The organism is Salinispora tropica CNB-440 (assembly GCF_000016425.1).
Lineage (GTDB): Bacteria > Actinomycetota > Actinomycetes > Mycobacteriales > Micromonosporaceae > Micromonospora > Micromonospora tropica.
Genome location: NC_009380.1, coordinates 2,254,789 through 2,273,696 on the forward strand (window position 1 = coordinate 2,254,789; position 18,908 = coordinate 2,273,696).

Annotated in this window: 14 protein-coding genes; 11 read left to right on the forward strand and 3 right to left on the reverse strand. The window is 66.2% G+C overall.

Annotated elements, in window-relative coordinates; genetic code table 11:
• Nucleotides 1-144: 144 nt before the first annotated feature.
• Nucleotides 145-639 carry an NUDIX hydrolase gene (locus STROP_RS10030; protein ID WP_011905872.1) on the reverse strand — a complete coding sequence of 165 codons (495 nt, stop codon included), beginning with the start codon at nt 637-639 and terminating at the stop codon, nt 145-147.
• Nucleotides 640-710: 71 nt separating this feature from the next.
• Between STROP_RS10030 and STROP_RS10035 the strand changes: the two genes are divergently transcribed.
• The 10 genes from STROP_RS10035 (at nt 711) to STROP_RS10080 (ending at nt 14,693) form a co-directional block, all read left to right on the forward strand.
• Complete coding sequence (locus tag STROP_RS10035) at nt 711-1,466, forward strand: TauD/TfdA family dioxygenase (protein WP_011905873.1); 756 nt, start codon at nt 711-713, stop codon at nt 1,464-1,466.
• Nucleotides 1,467-1,528: 62 nt separating this feature from the next.
• Nucleotides 1,529-2,251, forward strand: coding sequence for a P-loop nucleotide/nucleoside kinase family protein (locus STROP_RS10040; RefSeq protein WP_011905874.1), 723 nt, complete (start codon nt 1,529-1,531; stop codon nt 2,249-2,251).
• Nucleotides 2,248-3,393 (forward strand): radical SAM/SPASM domain-containing protein, encoded by a 1,146-nt coding sequence (locus STROP_RS10045; protein ID WP_011905875.1) that lies wholly within the window; start codon nt 2,248-2,250, stop codon nt 3,391-3,393. The genes STROP_RS10040 and STROP_RS10045 overlap by 4 nt, the downstream gene beginning before the upstream one ends.
• Nucleotides 3,394-3,427: 34 nt before the next feature.
• On the forward strand, nt 3,428-3,865 hold the full coding sequence (locus STROP_RS10050) for an NUDIX hydrolase (protein WP_011905876.1): 438 nt from the start codon (nt 3,428-3,430) through the stop codon (nt 3,863-3,865).
• On the forward strand, nt 3,862-4,758 hold the full coding sequence (locus STROP_RS25130) for a carbohydrate kinase family protein (RefSeq protein WP_011905877.1): 897 nt from the start codon (nt 3,862-3,864) through the stop codon (nt 4,756-4,758). Before STROP_RS10050 ends, STROP_RS25130 begins: the two co-directional genes overlap by 4 nt.
• A 13-nt stretch (nt 4,759-4,771) precedes the next feature.
• Complete coding sequence (locus tag STROP_RS10060; protein ID WP_011905878.1) at nt 4,772-5,428, forward strand: hypothetical protein; 657 nt, start codon at nt 4,772-4,774, stop codon at nt 5,426-5,428.
• Between the two features lie 45 nt (nt 5,429-5,473).
• Nucleotides 5,474-6,121, forward strand: coding sequence for an HAD family hydrolase (locus tag STROP_RS10065; protein ID WP_011905879.1), 648 nt, complete (start codon nt 5,474-5,476; stop codon nt 6,119-6,121).
• A gap of 206 nt (nt 6,122-6,327) precedes the next feature.
• Complete coding sequence (locus tag STROP_RS10070; protein WP_011905880.1) at nt 6,328-10,776, forward strand: nSTAND1 domain-containing NTPase; 4,449 nt, start codon at nt 6,328-6,330, stop codon at nt 10,774-10,776.
• Between the two features lie 359 nt (nt 10,777-11,135).
• Nucleotides 11,136-12,068 (forward strand): AbiTii domain-containing protein, encoded by a 933-nt coding sequence (locus STROP_RS10075; RefSeq protein ID WP_043535324.1) that lies wholly within the window; start codon nt 11,136-11,138, stop codon nt 12,066-12,068.
• Nucleotides 12,069-12,533: 465 nt separating this feature from the next.
• Entirely contained in the window at nt 12,534-14,693 is a 2,160-nt protein-coding gene (locus STROP_RS10080) for a TerD family protein (RefSeq protein WP_011905882.1), read from the forward strand.
• Nucleotides 14,694-14,835: 142 nt separating this feature from the next.
• On the opposite strand, the gene STROP_RS10085 is transcribed toward STROP_RS10080, so the two are convergent.
• Nucleotides 14,836-15,036, reverse strand: a complete 201-nt coding sequence (locus STROP_RS10085; protein ID WP_018831677.1) for a hypothetical protein — start codon at nt 15,034-15,036, stop codon at nt 14,836-14,838.
• 88 nt (nt 15,037-15,124) lie between these two features.
• On the opposite strand from STROP_RS10085, the gene STROP_RS10090 reads away from it, so the two are divergent.
• Nucleotides 15,125-15,844, forward strand: coding sequence for a hypothetical protein (locus STROP_RS10090; protein WP_238380295.1), 720 nt, complete (start codon nt 15,125-15,127; stop codon nt 15,842-15,844).
• A gap of 880 nt (nt 15,845-16,724) precedes the next feature.
• Here the strand turns inward: STROP_RS10090 and STROP_RS10095 are convergent.
• Nucleotides 16,725-18,494, reverse strand: coding sequence for a carbohydrate-binding module family 20 domain-containing protein (locus STROP_RS10095; RefSeq protein WP_011905885.1), 1,770 nt, complete (start codon nt 18,492-18,494; stop codon nt 16,725-16,727).
• Nucleotides 18,495-18,908: the final 414 nt, after the last annotated feature.

An 18,908-nucleotide genomic window follows, 5' to 3' on the forward strand; every position in this document is an offset into this window, starting at 1 on the left:
GCGGGCTCGTCCACAGCCACAGCGCGGACGTCGAGGCAGAACGGGCAGGCTCGCGCGGGCTGCCGGTGACCGCGGCGCAGGCCGGGCACAGCGGCACGCCATCAGGTTCGTCGACGGAGGTGGCGCAGGCCCGGCAGCGCATGCCTATCCGCTTACCGGTGTTTCGAGCCGGGTGAACCAGTCGTGGATCGAGCGCCGGTACCCGTCGGGCATGGGTAGGGCCGCGATCTCGTCGGCGGCGAACAGGCGGGCTTCCTTGTGCTCGGAGCTCACCGTGATCGGCGAGTCGTCGTCGACGAAGCAGCCGTAGGTCACGATCAGCACGTCGATGCCGTCGCGGATGTGGTACTGCCAGGAGTCGAGGATCGGGCCGACCCGCACCGTCCAACCGGTCTCCTCGCTGATCTCCCGGCCGACGCAGGCGGCCGGGTCCTCGCCGAGTTCGAGCTTGCCGCCGGGGAGTTCCCATTCCTCGCGCTCGTTACGCAGCAGCAGGACCCGGCCGTCGCGGACGCAGACGCCCTTGACGGACACCGGGAAGGCGTGGGGCCGGTACATGTTCGCGTCCTTCCGCAGTCGGCTGTCGGCGGACCGTAACACGGCGACGTCCCGACAGGCGTCGCCGCAGGCGGTGGGCACCTTGACAATCCGTCACTTGATTGCCCGGCACCACGGGTCGACGGTGGTGCTAGTCAGACAGGGGGTTCACCATGATCTATCACGTTCGTGTCGATCCGCACGACAGTCAAGCCGGGACACGCCTTGCGGCTGCGCTGCAAGGCGTCGGCCTGGCCACTTTCGAGGGCGTCACGGACCGGGCGTCGCTGCTGCGCCTGGCAGGGCAGGTGATGCACGTCTGGCACCACCGCGACAGCGAGCCGGACGGTGTCACCGCGATCGGTGATCGTGGCGAGCTGGCTCGCCGACCCGGATCGGCCGGCTTCGGCCGCGACGAGCTGACCGTGCACACCGAGTCCTCGGCCGAGGACCAGCCTCCCCGGCTGATGCTGTTGTTCTGTGCCCGTGGCGCTGCCTCCGGCGGTGAGTGCCGTCTGGTCGACGGTGCCCGGCTGCACCACGAGATGGCGCTGCGCGACCCTGAACTGCTCAATGCGCTGTGCGCTCCGCGCAGTGTGCTCTTCGGCGGCGCCGCCGGCCACCTCGGTTCGGTGTTCACCAAGCACGACGGCCGGACCGTCGTCCGGTTCCGGCTCGACGACCTGGCCAGGTTCTCCCCGCAGATCACCCGGCGGCTGGCCTCGCTACGGGCGATCTTGCATGACCTGGAGACACCGGTGCCACTCAGGCCCGGCCACGGCTACCTGCTGTGCAACACTCGCTGGCTGCACGGCCGCGCCGCCTTCACGGGAGAACGTCTCATGTACCGGCTGCTGGGCAACCCGCTGCCCACGGTCGAGATCCCTGCGGGCTTCGCGACCTCGCTGGCCGAGCCCGCGACGGTCTGACCACCGCAACTCCCATGGCCGTCACCGGCCAACCCCATCACGCCTGACGGAGGTGCTTCGCCGTGCCCGGATTCGTCGCGCTGACCGGACCGCCCGCCGTGGGCAAGACCACCCTGTCGGCCCAGCTCGCCGCCGTCCATGGCGCGCAGGTGTTCCGGTTGCGCGAGTTCGCCCAAGGCTTCCGGCACCGCCCCGACGCCGACCCGGCCCTGTTCGCCACCGAGGACCCGCTCGGCTGGTTTTCAGACCAGACCGTCCGCGTGCTGCTGGACGTCGCGTTGCTCGGCCGGGAGCCGACCGGCGTGACGGTGCTGGAGAACCTGCCAGGCACGGTCAATCAGCTGCGCACCATCAGCGAGATCGGCCGTCGGCTCGGGCTACCGGTCATGGTGATCGAGCTGACCGCGCCGGATACCATCGTGATCGGACGATCACTCGCACGCCGAGTCTGCCCGGCCTGCGAACCCGATCTCGACGCCGACCCCCACCGGCCCGCCGGCGCTGCTGCCGCCGACTTCGAGAACTGTGTTACCTGTGGCAACCGGCTTCTCCGTCGTCGCTGCGACGGAACAGGGCTGTACGAGCTCAAGTTGCGCCGCTTCCGGTCCCGCATCCCCGGCATCCGGCGCGAAGCCGCCACCCTCGACCTGCCCTACCAGGCCGTCAACGCCACCGCCAGCCCGGCCGACTGCCTGCGACGAGTGGTGGCCGCGCTCCGCAGCACCCAGATCCTCCCGTGCCTGCCCGCCGACGTCCCACCCGCCCTGAACGGAGCGACCCCGTGACGATCGTGACCCTACCGACCCCGGCGCTGCGCCCCGAGGACCGCGACGGCTACGGGTTCGCCCGCCTGCCCGCCAACGCCCACGACGAGGCCCCGGAGCGCATCGACCGCATCCCGTACGGCCGGTTCCGCAATGTCTACCTGTACATCACCGAGCGCTGCCAGCTGCGCTGCGAACACTGCTACATGGGCGAACGGCTGGACCGGGCGTTGAAGATGCCCTTCGACCAGATCATGGCGACGCTCACGACCTGGCGGCAGATGGGCGGGTCGAAACTGACCATCCTCGGCGGCGAGCCGACACTGCACCCCGACTACATCAAAGTGATCCGCCACGCCAAGCAACTCGGCTACGAGCACGTGATCACGACCAGCAACGGCCTGGAACCGGCCATCCGTAAGTTCCGGCGCATGACCCCCGACGACTTCGCCTACGTACAGATCAGCCTCGACGGCGGCAGCCCGGACAGCCACGACAGCGTACGCGGCACCGGCACCTTTGACGAAGCCGTACGCAACGTGCGGGAGCTGGTCGAGCGTGGCTTCGACGCGAGGATCATCTGCACCGTCAACCGGGCCAATGCCGGGGACTGTCTGCGGCTGCTCGACCTTGCCGACGAGATCGGGGTGTCGCTGGTCAAGTTCCACGTCTTCTCGGTCATCGGCTCCGGTCACGGCGCGGCCGAGTGGGGTATGCAGCCCATGGAGTGGATCGAGTTCTACGAGCGGCTCGAAACGGTCGCGCCCGGCTATCGGACTCGGGTCTGGTACCAGCCCACATACGCCCGCCGCGAGCGGATGGCCCGCTACGCCGCCGACGGCTACCGCGGCTGTATCGGGCGGACCCTCGACCGGATCTCCATCTTCCCGGACGGCCGGGCTTACGTGTGCAGCTTCCTGTTCGACACAGACCTGCACTTCGCCAACATGACCGACGGGAAGATCGAACTCAACCGCAACGCCAACGAGTTCGACCTGTTCACCAGGGTCCTGTCCACGTCGAGCTGCGGCGGCTGCAAGGTCCCCGGATCGTGCGTCGGCGGCTGCCCGGCCGAGGAGCTGGTCATGGGTGCCGCGTCCTGCGCGGCCGAGCCGGACATCGTGCCGGTCTGCCGCCTGTGGAAGGCCGACATCCGCCGTTAGACACCAGGCACAACAACCACGAGGAAGGCTGACCATGACCCGCTACAAGGCGTGCATCGACGTGCACCTGATCCTGCGCCGAGCAGACGAGATCCTGCTCGGGCAGCGGCAAAACACCGGCTACGCCGACGGCTGCTGGCACCTGCCCAGCGGCCACACCGAGGACAGCGAGCCCGCGACCGGTGCGCTCATCCGCGAGGCCGCCGAAGAGATCGGGGTGCGGATCGACCCGGCCGAGGTCCGCTTCACCCACCTGATGCACCATCGCACCAACGAAGGCCGCATCGCCCTGTTCTTCGAGGTGACCCGCTGGTCCGGCGAGATCGTCAACACCGAGCCGGACAAGTGCACCGGCTGGCACTGGTACCCGCTCACCGCGCTACCCGACCAAATGATCCCGTACGCCGCCGAGGCGCTCCACCACTACCTCAAGGGCGACGTCTACGCCGAGCGCGGATGGGAACAGCCATGAGCAGCCCACCCCTCGACCTGGTCTGCGTCAGCTACCTCGCCGACGCCGGCATCCAGCACGTCACCGACTACCCGGCCGCCAACCACGGCGCGATCATCACCGCGACGAGCGACTCCATCGCAGCGGACGGCCCCATCACCGCACTCACGGCCGGAACGCTTGGCCTCCGGGTCGGCCTGATCAGCAACCAGATCGGCCCCGACCCGCAAGGCCAATGCCTGCTCGCCACACTCGACCACGCCCGCGTCCAGCACACCATCGATCCCGCCCTGCCAGGCACCACGCCGAAGCTCACCGTCGTCACCGACGACTCCGGAACAAGAACATGGTTCGCCTGGCTCGACCACGCCTACACCCAACTCGCGGTCGCAGACCTCTCCATGATCGCCACCGCGCGCCTGGCCTACATCGACTGCTACACGGCCATCACCGAGGCAGCAGCCCGCGCGATCCGCTTCGCCGAACGCACACCGCTCATCCTCAACCTCGGCAGCGACAAGCTCCACCCCGCCATCCAACAGGCGGCACAAGATCGCCGGATCGTGGCCATCCAGACCAGCATCGACGAAACCGACGCGAGCGACGCCGAGGCGCTTGCCACAGGCATGTACGAGCGGGTTCGGCCCCAAGCGGCGGTCGTCACGCTCGGTCGTCACGGAGCAGTAGCGCTCACCCGTGACGGCCTCCATCGCGCCGCCGCACCGCAAGCCCTCGTACGCCACACCCACGGCGCCGGCGCCGCGTTCTCCGCCGGATACGCGCACACGCTGCTACGCGGCGGCACCGTCGACGAAGCGATCGCCGCAGGCTGCCGCCTCGGCACCGACCACTGCGCCGGACGTAACCCGATCATCCCCGCACAGCGGCAGCTCCAGCCCGCCATCCGGCTCTGACCAGGGAGAAGCCATGCCGAACATGAACCTCGACCAGCTCAACGACCTCGACTGGACCGACCTTACCGCCGTCACCGCGGCCACCGAGAAAGTCCTCACGGAGCTCGCCCAGGACCCCGCGCTGATCCGCGAGTATGCCGAGATCGCCGTGGCCAACCCCGACCTGCTCAAGCTCTGCGAGCACTACGACATCCTCGACAAGATCGTCCTGCACGACGATCCGGCCGGGTGGCGGCTACGCCTGCACGTCTTCCTGCCCGGCTACTACGACCGACCCCACAACCACCGCTGGACCTACAGCAGCCGCATCCTGCACGGCAGCTACACCCACACCCTCTACGGGCCCGACGACCAGGTCGACGCCGACTGCGTCAAGGTCGCGGACCTGGCAGCGCGCCTGATCCGAACCGAGACGGCCGGAGACTTCTACACGCTGCACCACAGCATGATCCACTCGGTGATCGCCGAGCCGCACACCACCTCGCTCATCATCCGCGGCCCAGCCGTCAAGGAGCGGTTCATCGTTACCGACCGCATCACCGGTCAGGCGTGGTGGCAGTACGGCGCGGCCAACGAGAATCCCGACGACGCCGACCGCAAGCGCATGACCCCCGAGCAGGCAGCCGCTTGCCTGACCCGCCTCGTCGAACTCGACATCCTCCCCGCGTAGCCCCGCCTGGCGGCGAGTGCTGGCACCGACCTCGATAGGAGAACGATGATCAAGGCGGTCGTGTTCGACATCGGCGAGACGCTGCTCGACGACACGCGCGAATGGGCGGCGTGGGCGGACTCGATCGGCGTCCCGCGCCACACCTTCTCCGCCGTCGTCGGCGCCGTCGTCGCCAGCGGCCGGGACAACAGGGAAGCCTTCGAGTACTTCCGCCCCGGATTCGACCTCGAAGCCGAACGGCAAGCTCGCGAAGCCGCCGGATGCGGTCAGGTCATCGAAGAGAGCGACCTTTATCCCGACGTCAGACCCGCGCTGACAGCGCTGCGGCAGCGAGGATTCTGGGTCGGCGTCGCCGGAAACCAGACCGCCAAGGTCGCCGAGCTGCTCTGGGCGATGAACCTGCCCGCAGACGCGATCGCTACCTCGGGAGAGTGGGGAGTCGGCAAGCCAGACCCGGCCTTCTTCGAACGGGTTGCGGCCATGACGCCGGTCAACCGGGACGAGATCCTCTACGTCGGTGACCACCGCGACTATGACATCGCTGCTGGTCGCGCTGCAGGGCTGCGTACCGCTCTCATACGCCGTGGTCCCTGGGGCTACATGTGGCACCAGGACGCCGATGTACAGGTGGCCGCGGACATGGTGGCTACTTCGTTGGAGGAGATCGCTTCGGCGCTCACCAAGACCGCTTGAGTTGATCGTGACAATGCGTCTAATCTCCGAAACGATGGCTGTGGAGTCGCCAACCGCTCATCGCAACCTTCACTCAATACCGGTCTGGAGCGCGCATCACGGCGGCAACGGTGAGTCGGCTGAGGTTGATGCCGCAGCCAGCGCTGTGAGTCGCCAGTAGCATACGTTGGTGCGACATAGATCGACTTCTAGCGGAGGGGCAACAGGTGAGCCCTCGGCCCGGCGGTGAGGCTGACAAGCTCGGCAATCATTATGAGGGCGCATGGATCGTCCTCCATGTTCTCGAAGTGCTTGCTGGAACCGCGGAGTCGGTGACAGTCGAAGAACTCGGCGAAATCGGTAAAGGTGCAGAATTCACGCTCCGCCGAAGGGTCGCGAGTGAGATTCACCAAGTCAAGCGGCAACGTGGAAGTGCCAACTATTGGAAGCTCGGTGACCTCCATGCCGAAGGCGTCTTGCACGCAGCACGGAGCCATGTCGCCGCTGGCCGCCAGTTTCACTTCGTCTCGACGATCCCGGCGCAGGAGTTGCAGGATCTTGCCGAACAAGCGCGGCATTCGCCCGACGCTAAAACGTTCTTGGACAGCCTTCACGGTAAGGCCGAGCAGCGGTTTAACTATCTGAGTTCCACCGTTTACGGGTCAGTACAGACAGCCTGGGAGACGTTGCGCGGCACTTGGGGGCATTGGTCGAGCGAGCGTGAGATCCGAAACCGCAACGCTGCGCTTGCCGGGCTGCTCTTGACGGGAGCGCCAGCCCCGACGGCAGCTGTGACACTAGCGGACCTTGCCGTCGAGAATCTGGCTACTACGCTCGACAAGCAGACGATCTCTGATTTGCTTCTGCACTATGATCTGGAGATAGTTCCAGCCGGAGTGGCCCCGACGCTCGTTCGGGCCACCAGAAATGTGCACGACAGTTGGAAGGCAAGCATTGAGCGCGAGTTGTTTCGGCCATCTATTCATAGGGTCGAAGCCGAGCAAATAAGCGAGCGGCTTCTTTACGACAGTCGCTGCGCCTTCGCCGTCGGTGTGGGTGGTTCTGGCAAGAGCGCGGTCCTCCATGAAGTGGTAGAGCAGGCGGAGTCCCGCGACTGGGCCGTGCTTGCTCTTCGTCTCGATCGTCAAGAGCCTTTTTCGTCAACTGTTGAGCTTGGACAGCGCTTTGGGTTGGAGGCGTCACCTACTTCATCCTTGGCCCGAGTGGCGCGCGATCAACCCAGTCTTCTCGTGATTGATCAACTCGATGCCGTGAGCAAGGCGTCAGGGCGGATGCCCCAGACGTTCGACGCCGTTGCAGACCTCGTACGAGAGGCGACCGCATTTCCCAACATGCGAGTCCTGCTTGCCTGCCGCAAATTTGACCTGGAAAACGACGATCGCATTAGGACCCTGACCAAGGAGCACCAGGCAAAGCAGGTTCTGGTGGCGGAGCTTTCAGATGAACAGGTGCTTGATGCGGTCTGGGCTTTAGGAATCGCGCCGGGGCGGTTGAGCAGGCAGCAGAAGGCAATTCTCCGGTTGCCGCTCCATCTCAAACTTCTCGCGACCATCGCAGAGAAGACGGAGACATTCGCTTTCACAACCACCAGGGAGTTGTTCAACGCCTATTGGGACCAGAAGCGGCAGGACTGCCGCACTCGACGCGGCGGTACCGTACGCTTCGCTGATGTCGTCGGAGCACTCGCCGATGAGATGAGTGCCAGACAGCGACTCGTAGCACCCGTGTCAGTCCTGGATGACAACGACTTGTCCGACGACGCTGACGTACTTGCGTCCGAGCACGTCCTCATCCGCGACGGCCAACAGTACGCCTTTTTCCATGAGACCTTCTTCGACTACGCGTTTGCACGTCGCTGGACTCGGCGCGATCAATCACTCGTGGCCTTCTTGCTTACTGGTGAACAGGAACTCTTCCGGCGATCCCAAGTACGCCAGATCCTGACGTACATCCGTGAGGAGAATCCGGAACGGGTCGTGACCGAAATGGAGGCATTGCTTACAGAGCCGGCCATCAGGTATCACATCAAGCACGTTGCACTTGCGCTGTTGCGAGCGATGGACGCGCCAACGGTTCATGAGTGGCGCATGGTCGAGCGTCTTCTGGCACGGAACGACCTACCGTTTGTCGATCAACTCTGGCTGTCGCTGCGGGTCCTCCCGTGGTTCGATCGGCTCGACGCCGAGGGTGCCTTCAGCGCATGGCTGTCAGGGAACGACGAGCAGCTTCAGGAGCAGGCGCTTGGGGCCATGATCGGTGGCGTCAAGGAACGGCCTGATCGGATGGCCGCACTGCTTGCGCCTCACGCGGGCCGGGCGGCGAAGTACCCGGCGTGGCTACGGTGGATTACTCGCTTTGCAGACGTATACGGAAGTCGCGCGTTGTTCGAGCTAGTGACGGAAGCCGTCCGTCGCTGCGAGTATGACGGTCACGAGCACGAGCTGTTCATGTCGGTACATGATCTCGCAAAACATCAGCCTGAGTGGGCGGTAGAGCTACTGGCGGCTTACCTTGTCGATCGCTCGGACGCTCTGGCATTCGATGATCGCACGCGCGTAAAGGCTCTGCTCTTGCGGGAACACGGCGCTATGGACCTGGTGATCGGTGCTGCGGCGGGAACACCGGCGAGCTTTAGCAAGGCGCTTGTGCCGTACATGCTTAAGGTGATGGCGTTGACGGCGTACGAGCGGGATGACGGCCGCCTCCTTGATCGGCACTTCATGCATCGTGACCATGAACCGCCGTACCACGAGCTGGAGGAGGCGCTGGCAGTTGGTGCCGTGGATGCGCTCAGGAAGTACGTCCAGCAGCAGCCAGATGAAGCTAGGCCATTACTCGATCAACTTGCCGCCGATCAGCACGAGGCGGCTCAGTGGCTGCTCTACGCGGCACTGGCCGCCGCTGGTGCCGTATGCGCGGACTATGCGGTTGCGCTGCTGCTCGATCGAGAAGACGGTCTGTACGCGGTCAATTCGTTGTGGGAAGTGCGCCTCCTGATCGAGGCAATCAGTCCTCACCTATCAGATGAGTGGTTCTCCCGCCTTGAGCAGGCCGTAATGGGATTCCGGCCGAGTTGGGATAGCCGTCCGTCTGGTCGGGTGTCGTTTTCCTTCCTTTCTGCAATGGACGAAGGACGGCTGTCTGATACCGGGCGCCGACGGCTGGGTGAGTTGCGTCGTCTGTTTAACGAAGAACAGCCGTCCGCGCCCGTGTCATTCACTGGTGGCTTCATGGGCTCGCCCATCCCGCAGGCGTCGGCCGAGAAGATGAACGACGACCAATGGCTCCGGGCTATGGCCAAGCATAATGCAGACCGGGAAGACTGGCGCACGCTAAAGGGTGGGGCGCGGGAACTGTCTCAGGTGTTGAAGGAAGAAGTCAAGAAGGACCCCGGCCGTTTTTGCCGCCTCGCGCTCCGTATCGGACAAGAGACGCACCCGGCTTACACGGATGCGATATTGATGGGTCTTGCCGATGGGGAGGCTCCCGTTGATGACGAGCTAGTGTTCCAGGCGGTACGTCATATCGCATCACTGAACAATCCGGCGCATGACCGATGGCTTGGCTGGGCCTTGCGAAGGCATGTAAAGGCAGATGTTCCGGCAGACCTAATTGGCATCCTGATCGATCGGGCCATGCGATCAACCGATCCCACGGACGAATCACTCTCGCAGGCGCCAGACACCGAGGATGGGGATGAAGACGAGCGCGACAGGCTACTTGAGAGGGGAATCAACACCGCTCGCGGACAAGGTGCGGAAATCCTGGGCGACCTCCTCGTCCACGATATTGATGGCAGTCGCACCAAGCTTGTCTTGCCCACGCTCGACCAGCTTGCGGTCGATCCATCCTTGGCCGTGCGCGCCTGCGTGGCGCACCTTATCGCAGCGTGTCTCCGTCACGCACGGTCGGAAGCGATTGCCGCCTTCCGGAAACTCATCGACGCGGACGACAGGGTGCTAGCGACGCGGCATGTTGAACTTCTGGTCGTATACATCGGAAACGGCGACGCTGAAATAGTCAAGCCGGTTATCCAGCGGATGCTCGCGTCTACCTACGCCCGAGTGCGACGCGCAGGCGGACGTTTGGCCGCCTATGCGGGGCTGGAGCTTTCGGCCGATGAGTTGTTGGCTGTCGCTCGTACCAGCGATGACGTTTCCATTCGCTCGGGCGCAGCCAAGGTCTGTGCGGGCCGACTTCCCTTCACTGCGAACGCAGCCGCTGCCGGCGCAGCCGTCATACAGTTCGTGGACGACGCTGATCAGCAAGTTCGCAGGGAGGCCGCAGGAGTTGCGGCCACCCTGCGTGGCAGGGCCCTACGCTCATTTGAGCGTGAGCTCACGGCTCTAATCGCGTCGCCCTCGTTCTCAGACGCAGCTCCGCAGCTCCTCATTACCCTGGATCGTGCGCCAGACCGCGTTGACGATCTGATCATGAAGTGTGCGCGGCGGTTTGTTGAGGTTCATGGAAGGGACGCAGGGGACATCTCGACGGGTGCGGCCGCAGACGCGAGAGATGTTGGAGAGCTTCTCATGCGCGCATACGCCCAGGCAGCGGATACTCGGGCGAGAGCCGAGGTGTTGGACATGCTCGACTCGCTGCTGATAGCCGGTGCGTACGGCGTTGCCGAGATGGTAGATGCCGGTGATCGATGATGTAGGCGCTGGCGGGCGGGCCTGCACCGTGGCCCAATTCTGCGTCCAGGCTTCAACGGCGACCCCCGCCTGTGGTGCCCAGCGTCCGCCGTGAAGTGGCTACCTGTACCGACAAGGGATCACCCGCGACGTCAGAACCGATTTCGCCTTTTGCTGCGCCGGGCCTGCCACGGTTTACCTGCGAAAGCGCGCTCAGGTCATAGACGCTCGCCAGATCGTGGGTCGAGTTCTGGGTCTAAACCCGAGTGCAGTGGGTCCGGTGAGGGGTGAGCTGGGCCGCCCCCACGGTGAGGTGCCGCGCCGGGGCAGCCCCAATGTGTCGTGTGCGGCGGCGTCTGCTGTGCGCATATCGTGGTCCGGTGACGCTCGTTGAAGACTTGATCCGGGACGCGACTGCCTCAGCGGTGCCGGTAGAGGACTTGCCGCGCCGGCTCAAGGTGATCGCCGCCCGGTCCAAGACCGCCGAGCTCGCGGCGTGGGTCGGCCATGAGCTCCAGGGCTACCACGCATCGCCCGAGCTCATCCCGTCGTATCGCGGACCGTTTGCCGTCCCCGCGCTCGGCCACTTCCTTGGACCGTTTGGCAGTGAACGCAAGAACGAAGCCATCGCACCGGCTGCGTTTCCGAAGGAGTACCGGGACGGGCCGCTGTTCAACATCACCTTCGCTGACTCGATGGCCGAGCTCACCGACCACGCACGCACTGACGAAAAAGCCATCAGGGCGGCGTGGCCAGCAGATGCGCTTGTGCTCGTCGAGATGCTCAAGCGCGAGGGCACGCTCAACATGGATCCGATGTATAGCTTGATTCAGGGCTACCGGGCGATACCGCGTTCCATGCTCATCGGAGTCTTGGACTCGGTGAGGAACCGCATTCTGGATCTTGCCCTGTCCTTCGAGGAGATAGCCCCGGACGCCGGGGAGTCACGAGCCACACCAGAGGAGTCAGCGCGGATGTCCCAGGTGTTCAACACCTATGTCTATGGCGGACAGGCAGCCGTCGGCAGCACGAACGTGCACCAGGTGCAGGTCAACCGTAGCGACGAAGATACGCTCCTCGCCGCGCTGGCCGCCGTCGGCGTTGACCCGGACTCGATGGAGGAGTTGAAGAAAGCGCTCGCCGAGGACCGCGAGGACAACGGCGGCAACGATCCCGCCAAGCCCGGACGGGCCGTGAGCAGCTGGTTAGGGCGGCTCAGTCTCCGGGCGGCTACAGCCGGCGGCACCGTGGCCGTGGGCGCCGGGGGCAACGTGGTGTCTCAGTTAATCATGTCGTACTTCGGCATGGGCTAACGACGCTCTCAACTACCGGCGCCCGGAGATCACCCCGATCCGTGAGGGCGTCTAAGTCAGGCGCTTAACGGCATCGCCATGCTTCCCCCCGCGTGACCACGTGGCCGAGTAGGAGGTCTCAGTCTAGCTCCCCGGCATCGCGGAGATCCCCAAGGGTCCCAGACACCGCCTTCTTGCCGAACGGACGCGACGCGCTGCGAGCCGGTGACGGCGCGGCGGGCTCCGCATCGGCGCTCCGCTACCGGAGAGGGCGAGGTGGGCTGCCCGTTTCGGCAGGTGACCCATCGTGGATGCGGGTCATCGGCCACCGCCCGCAGTGCCTGGCGTCCGTCGTGACCTGGCTGTCTGTACCCGTAGCGGATCACCTGCGACGGCCAGAACCGATTTCGCATTCTGGTGCCTCAGGCCCACTGTGTCGCGGCTGCAGGTTGGCAGTTGTTGGAGTCCACCGGGAGGAGGAGGCGCGTGCTGGAGAAGTTGATCATTCAGAGGGCGCTGCGCGTGCCGGCGAGCACCGGCGCGGCCGGTGATGGCACGTCCGTGGCCCGGCAGTTGGACGCGGCGCTGCTCGATGTCGGGTTCTCGGCGTCGCGGGCTCTGCTGGGCCACATCGGCGGCCTGGCGCCCGAGCCAGCAATGGATCTCGCCGCCACCGTGGTGTCGGCGGTGCGGGAGCTGGTCGGTGATCACGTTCGGCACAATGCGTACTTCATCGGCTTTCCGGACGATGTGCCGGACACCGTAGAGTTCTGGATCGACCGGCTGCGGGCGGCCGTTCTCACCGGTGGGGGCACGGCGACCGACGCGCAGCTGCGTGCGGCTGTCGCCTCGGGTGGGGTGAACCTGCTCGACCTGCCGGCGTACGGGACCTACCAGCACACCTACGCCGAGCTGCTAACGGCGCACGATGAGCTGATCACCGCGGCCGGTGACCGGGTGACGGTGCTACGGCTCGGTGATGTCGCCGAGGTGGAGGCGGAGCGGCTGTATCTGGCCCTGGCCGGCAGCGCGACGCCGCTGGGTGAGGCGGACCTAACCGTCCTCGGTGAGCTGGCGGTCGTGTGCATGGATGGCGCGCAGCCGGCGGAGGTGCCGGTGCGGGAGAACCGTGCCGTGCTCAACGGGGTCCGGCTGGTGCTTGGCCGGCCGCTGGTCGGTATGGACACCACGACGGATGTGCTGCGGCTTGCCTGCCAGGCTTCCGGCGGGGACACCTCACTGGTGACGGCTACGCGGTTCCGGTCGTTCCGGCGCCCGGAGCGGCGGGTGCTGCTCGCTGCGCTGGACGCTGTCGTCGGGGCGAGCCCGGGCAAGCTCGGTGACGTCGCCCGGTACGCCGAGCGGTGGAAGCGACTCGGGGAGCGGCTGCATCCGCACGAGTACGGCCAGTGGCCGCACGCCCGGGAAGTGTTCGCGGTCGCGCGTGGCGAGCGCCGGGTGCCGAACCTGGCGGGTCGGGCCGAGGCGGCCGTCCGTGCCGGGTCTGTCGGTCAGGCCGCGTCGTTGCTGTCGGCCGCTCCGGGCATGCTCCTGCGATCCGCCGACCGGCTGCTACGGCTGGCATCGGCGGCCGAGCGGAGCGCCGTCCTCGACGCGGTCACCGGCGCGTTCGGTGCGGCGTCGGGCCGGGTGCTGCTGTCGCTGCGGGAGCACGTCGACAACCGGCTGACACCCGCGTCGGCCCGGATGTACGCGAGCCGCTCGCGCAGCGCGTGGGTCGGCCCGGATGCCCGCCCGCCGCTGCCCGCCGAGCTGGTGGCCGAGCTGTCGGGCCTGCTCGACGCCGAGATCAGCGCCCGACTGCCGGATCCGCAGCGGCCGCTGCTGGTGGATCCGGAGGTGCTCGACGTCGCCCTGCCGCTGTCGGGCAAGGCGACCGAGAGTGGTTTCGCGGTGCTGCCGCGAGGCTCGCGCGCACCGGTCACCGGTGAGCTGCTGCGCTTCTTCACGTATTGGCGGCAGGCGAGTCGCCGCACCGACTACGATCTGTCGGTGCTGCTGCTGGACGGCGAATTCCACACGGCGGGGCAGGTGTCCTGGACGAACTACCACCACGACGGGGTGGTGCACTCCGGGGACGTCACCGACGCGACGAACGGCGCGACCGAGTTCATCGACGTGCCCTTGGCGGATCTCGGGCATTACGTGGTTCCGCAGGTCTACATCTATGCGGGTGAGTCGTTCGACGAGGTCGCCGAGTCGATGTTCGGCTACCAGACCCGGGAGCGGGACCAGCGAGGTGCCCCGTTCGACGCCCGGACCGTGCGGGCGCGTTCGCAGATGCGCGGGCAGGGCCGGGTCGCGCTGCCGATGGTGTTCGCCAGGACCGAGCACGGTTGGCAGGCCGTGTGGCTGCACCTGTACCTGCGGGGGCGGCCGTCGTTCAACCGGGTGGAGGACAACACGTTCACCACGATGGATCGGGTGCGGGCGCTGATGGAGCGGCGGTACCTCACCGTGTCCTACCTTGTCGACCGGTGGCGCGTGCGGGCCGAGGTGACGACGTGGGACGGACAACTGCCGGACGAGCCCGTCACGTTCATCGGCATTGACACGCCGGAGGGCTTGTCCGACGGGTCCGAGGCATACACATTGGATAGACTGAGTGAGTTGATCCCTGAGTAAGCGGCGAGAGCCGAGGCCATGCGGGCGCTTCCTTCTCATCCGTTCGATTCGGTGCCTCCGCGCAAGCGGAGGATTTGGTAATCAGCGCCCGCGCTCTCCTCGGCTCTCGGCCATCTCGGGGTGCGGATGGGGTTTGCGCTGTTCAGTCGACCCGACGTACCTGGACGAAGCCCTCGGCGGTCAGAGTGTCCAGGCTGGCCACGGTGCGCTGGTGTTGGTTGCGCACGACGGAGTCCGGCACGGCGCGGCCCCACCGGCGGCCGGGCAGGGGACCGGGCCGCTGGCGTTGCCGGTCCAGGCACCTATCCAGCGTGGTGTCGATCACCACGGCGATGGCGGGCATTTGGCCTAGTTGTCTGGTGAGACCGCCTATTCAACTGTCACGAGTTCCGCTGTGAGAACGGCTCCACTCATCCGGATGGTCACGCATCGTGACATGCCTCCCCGGGGCGTTCATGGCTCAGGCCGGCATGTTCGCCGACTGCACTCAGGCCGACGTCGACGCCTGGTCCGTCGAGCACGCCAACAGCAACCGGATCAACGTCCGGGCGTTCCTGCACTGGTCAGCCAGAACGAGGCTCACCCGCCGCTTCGAGCTCCCCGCGGCGCTGAGCCCCGGCAATGCCCCGATGCCCGACCGCCAGTGCACCGCGCTGCTCGGCCAGGTCCTCGCCGACCACACCACACCGCTGCGCAGCCGGGTCGCCGCTGTGATCCTGCTGCTCTACGCCCAACCGCTCAGCCGGATCACCCAGTTCACCATCGACGACGTCGTCCGCGACGGCGACGGGGTCCTGCTCCGGCTCGGAGACCCGCCATCACCAGCGCCCGAACCGGGCGCCACGCTGCTACTCGAGTACCTCGGACAACGCACCAACATGGCCACCGCCACGAACCGCGAATCGCGTTGGCTATTCCCCGGCCGTCGCGCCGGCCAGCCACTTCGCTCCGACACACTGTCCGCGCTGGTCCACGCCCTCGGCGTCCCCGCGACCGCCGGACGCGCCGCCGCGATCCGCCAGCACGTACTCGACCTGCCCGCCCCGATCATCGCCACCGCACTCGGCTACCACCAGGTCACCACGGCCCGTCTCGCCACCGAGGCCGGCACCACCTGGCCCAACTACGCCCCCGGTGACCGCAGCAAGTAGATGCCTCTCCCGCCCGACGCGGAGCCCAACACAACGATCATCCATGCATCAGTGATGGGTGCCTCGGCCTCCGGACGCGACGCCGCAGTTCTGGCAAACTCTCCACAGGTCCCAGTCTCCTGGCCGCAGACCAGGCACCTTCCGGCCCGGTCTGCCCCTGCGGCGCACGCATCGAGAACCCGGTCCACCACGATGGGCAGTGGCTCGGCCGGATGCTTCTGCGGATCGGGGCAGTAGGCGATGTCGTGGCAACCCCATGAGTCCCACGGATGCAGCGCCGCTGGAACGCGTCTGCCCTCCCGCTTCTGCAGGCGTCGCTGGGCGGCGAAAGCGGCTGTCCTCGGCAGCACCAGAGCGCGGGCGTCTCCAGCTCGTCGAGGGCTCGTACCAGCGACGACGGATCGGCCTCGATGCGTCCCGGGATGTGGTGCGTGGTCGTCAGGTGATGCCAAGTGGCATGGAAACCATACGGCGCGAAGTGATAGAGGCAGTTCCGCAGACGCATCCGCCGTTGCCGGGGGTCGAGGCTCTCATCACGAACCCGGCGCGCGATCGCGGGAAAACTGGTCACCCCAGAATGATCACAGAGTCGATCTGCTGACCATCAACGCCGATTCCTTCACAGAGCAGGCGGACCCACGCTTACTGAGCCGGTGACCAAAAGTGATGGGAGCACGGGCTGAGCCGTCACGCAACGTGGTGAGGGAGGCTAATGGAAGCGGAACTCGCGACAGTTGAATAGGCGGTCTCACCAGTATCAACCTCGTACTTCGCCTCTCGGAGGGGTACTCCGACGGGCCCGTGCTCGGCCGGCCGGTGGCAACGGAGGTAGATGGTCCGCTGCCACCGGCCGGTCAAGTCGGGGTCCGTCGGTTCGGATTCAGTTTCGCCAATTGTCGGTCAGGGTCAGTGTTCCGCTGTTCGGGATCGTGGCGGTCCGGTTGTTGCCGCTTTCCCAGGTAACGTGACCGTTGGACTCCTTGCGGATGTACTTGTACTGGATGGCGCTGCCGCTGGGCAGGGGAGTGGTCAGCCGCCACTGGGGGTAGCTGGCGGCGCTCATCGGCAGGGCGCGGTCGGGGTTCCATGAGCCGAGGTCAGGGTGGTCACCGACGACGAAGATGTTCTGCCCCCAGACGGTGGTGGCGGTGACCGCGAACGTGACGTTGACGCGATCCGACGGGGACTGGGACGGGTCCGGAGTCGGGCTGCCCGCGGCGCCGCGGTAGAGGGCGACCGCGTCACCCGGGCCGATGCTCGCGGCGAACTGGCCCGAGGAGTTGACCGTGTAGGTGGGGCCGGTGCATCCACCGCTCGTGGTCGGGTCGCCGTGCTGCACGTCGCAGTAGGTGCCGGCGGGCAGTGACGTCTGGAAGGTTCGGGTGAGGGTGCCGCCTTCCTGGTTGATGGCGACGAAGGCACGGTCACCGCGGCCGAACGCGATCTGGTCGTTGCCGTTGTCCCACCAGTTCGTCACACCGGTCCCGGCGGCGGCGTTGCGGAAGCCCACCATGTTGGCTATTTGGCGCCAGGCGTGTTGACACGTCCACCCGTCGGAGTAGCAGGCGTTGACGTGGCCGCCGTTGGGTGGGCCGGCGTCCCGGTCGCTGAACTCGTAGCCGGAGTGCACGTGCGGCGTGCCGTACGGCCAGGCGAGCATGAACACGTTGGCGAGCGTGTAGTCGGAGCCGTTCTTGTAGGAGAGGGTCTCGCCGTTGCGTTCGGTGTCGTGGTTGTTGACGAAGACGCCGGCCTTGCCGCTGGACAGGTAGCCCCAACCTTCGCCGTAGTTGCGCAGATAGGCCAGCTTCTCGTTCTGGAACACCCGCTTCAGGTCCCGCGCGTAGCGGAACTCCTGCACGTCGCCCGTGCCAAGGTACTCGCTGGGCTGGACCGCCTCACCGGCACCGTAGATCACTTCCTGGATCCAGTAGGCGTTGGGGTTGCTCATCCGGGAGCGGATCGCCGCCAGGTCGCTGGCGGCGATGTGCTTGGCCGCGTCGATGCGGAAGCCGTCCGCGCCGAGGGAGAGAAGGTCGTTGAGGTAGCCAGCGATACGCCCCCGTACGTAGTCGGACCCGGTGTTCAGGTCGGCCAGGCCGAGCAGTTCACACTCCTGGACGTCGTAGCGGTTGCGGTAGTCGCTGATGTGTTTGCGGCAGGAGTGGAAGTCCTGGACCTGGTAGAAGCCTGGGTAGTCGTACTTGTTGTAGTTAGTGCCGCCGGTGCCGGTGCCGGATCCTGCGGTCATGTGGTTGATGACCGCGTCCACGATGACCTTCACTCCGGCGCCGTGGCAGGCCTCGGTCATGGCCCGGAACGCGTTCCGGTCACCCAGCCGGCTGGAGATGTCGTAGCTGACGGGTTGGTACGACGTCCACCACTGCCAGCCCTGGATGTGCTCCTGCGGTGGGGAGACCTGCACGAAGCCGTATCCCTTGGGCCCCAGTGTGTCCTGGCAGGCGCGGGCAATCGAGTCGAAGCGCCACTCGAACAGGACGGCGGTGACGTCCCGGTCGCCCGGCGGCGACGCCTGAACGTTGGCCGGCAGCGAGGTGGCGGTGATGGCGGTGATGGCGGTGACGAGAGCGGCGGCGAGGAGGCCGGCTGCACGCCGACGCCAGCGGTGTGGACCGAGCGTGGTCAGCACCTGAGTTCTCCTAACGAGACGGTGGAGCGGGACGGGTCGGGGGCACCGTCAACCGGCGGGCGCCATGACGACGCTGATAGATCTTGCAAATGAGCCGGCAACACGGACGAAACTTGCTGGAAAATTTTGCACAGATGGTAACCAGCTCTGTAGACATACGTCAATACGCCTCGAACCTGTACCGCGTCAAAACCTGCCGCACCGGCGGTAAGCTGGGCTTTCTCGGCTCAGACTGGGTCATCGCCGGTATAGCCGTGCGGATGCTTACCAGCAGGGTGAGCAGGATCCGGTACCGCCGTCCCGGCTCCCGACGTTGCAACACCTTGCCCCTCAACCGGCGGCCTACGCCGTGGAGGAACCGGCGCTGCTGCTCCGGCAGCGCAGCCAGGTCCAAGGTGTGCACGTCCAGCCTGG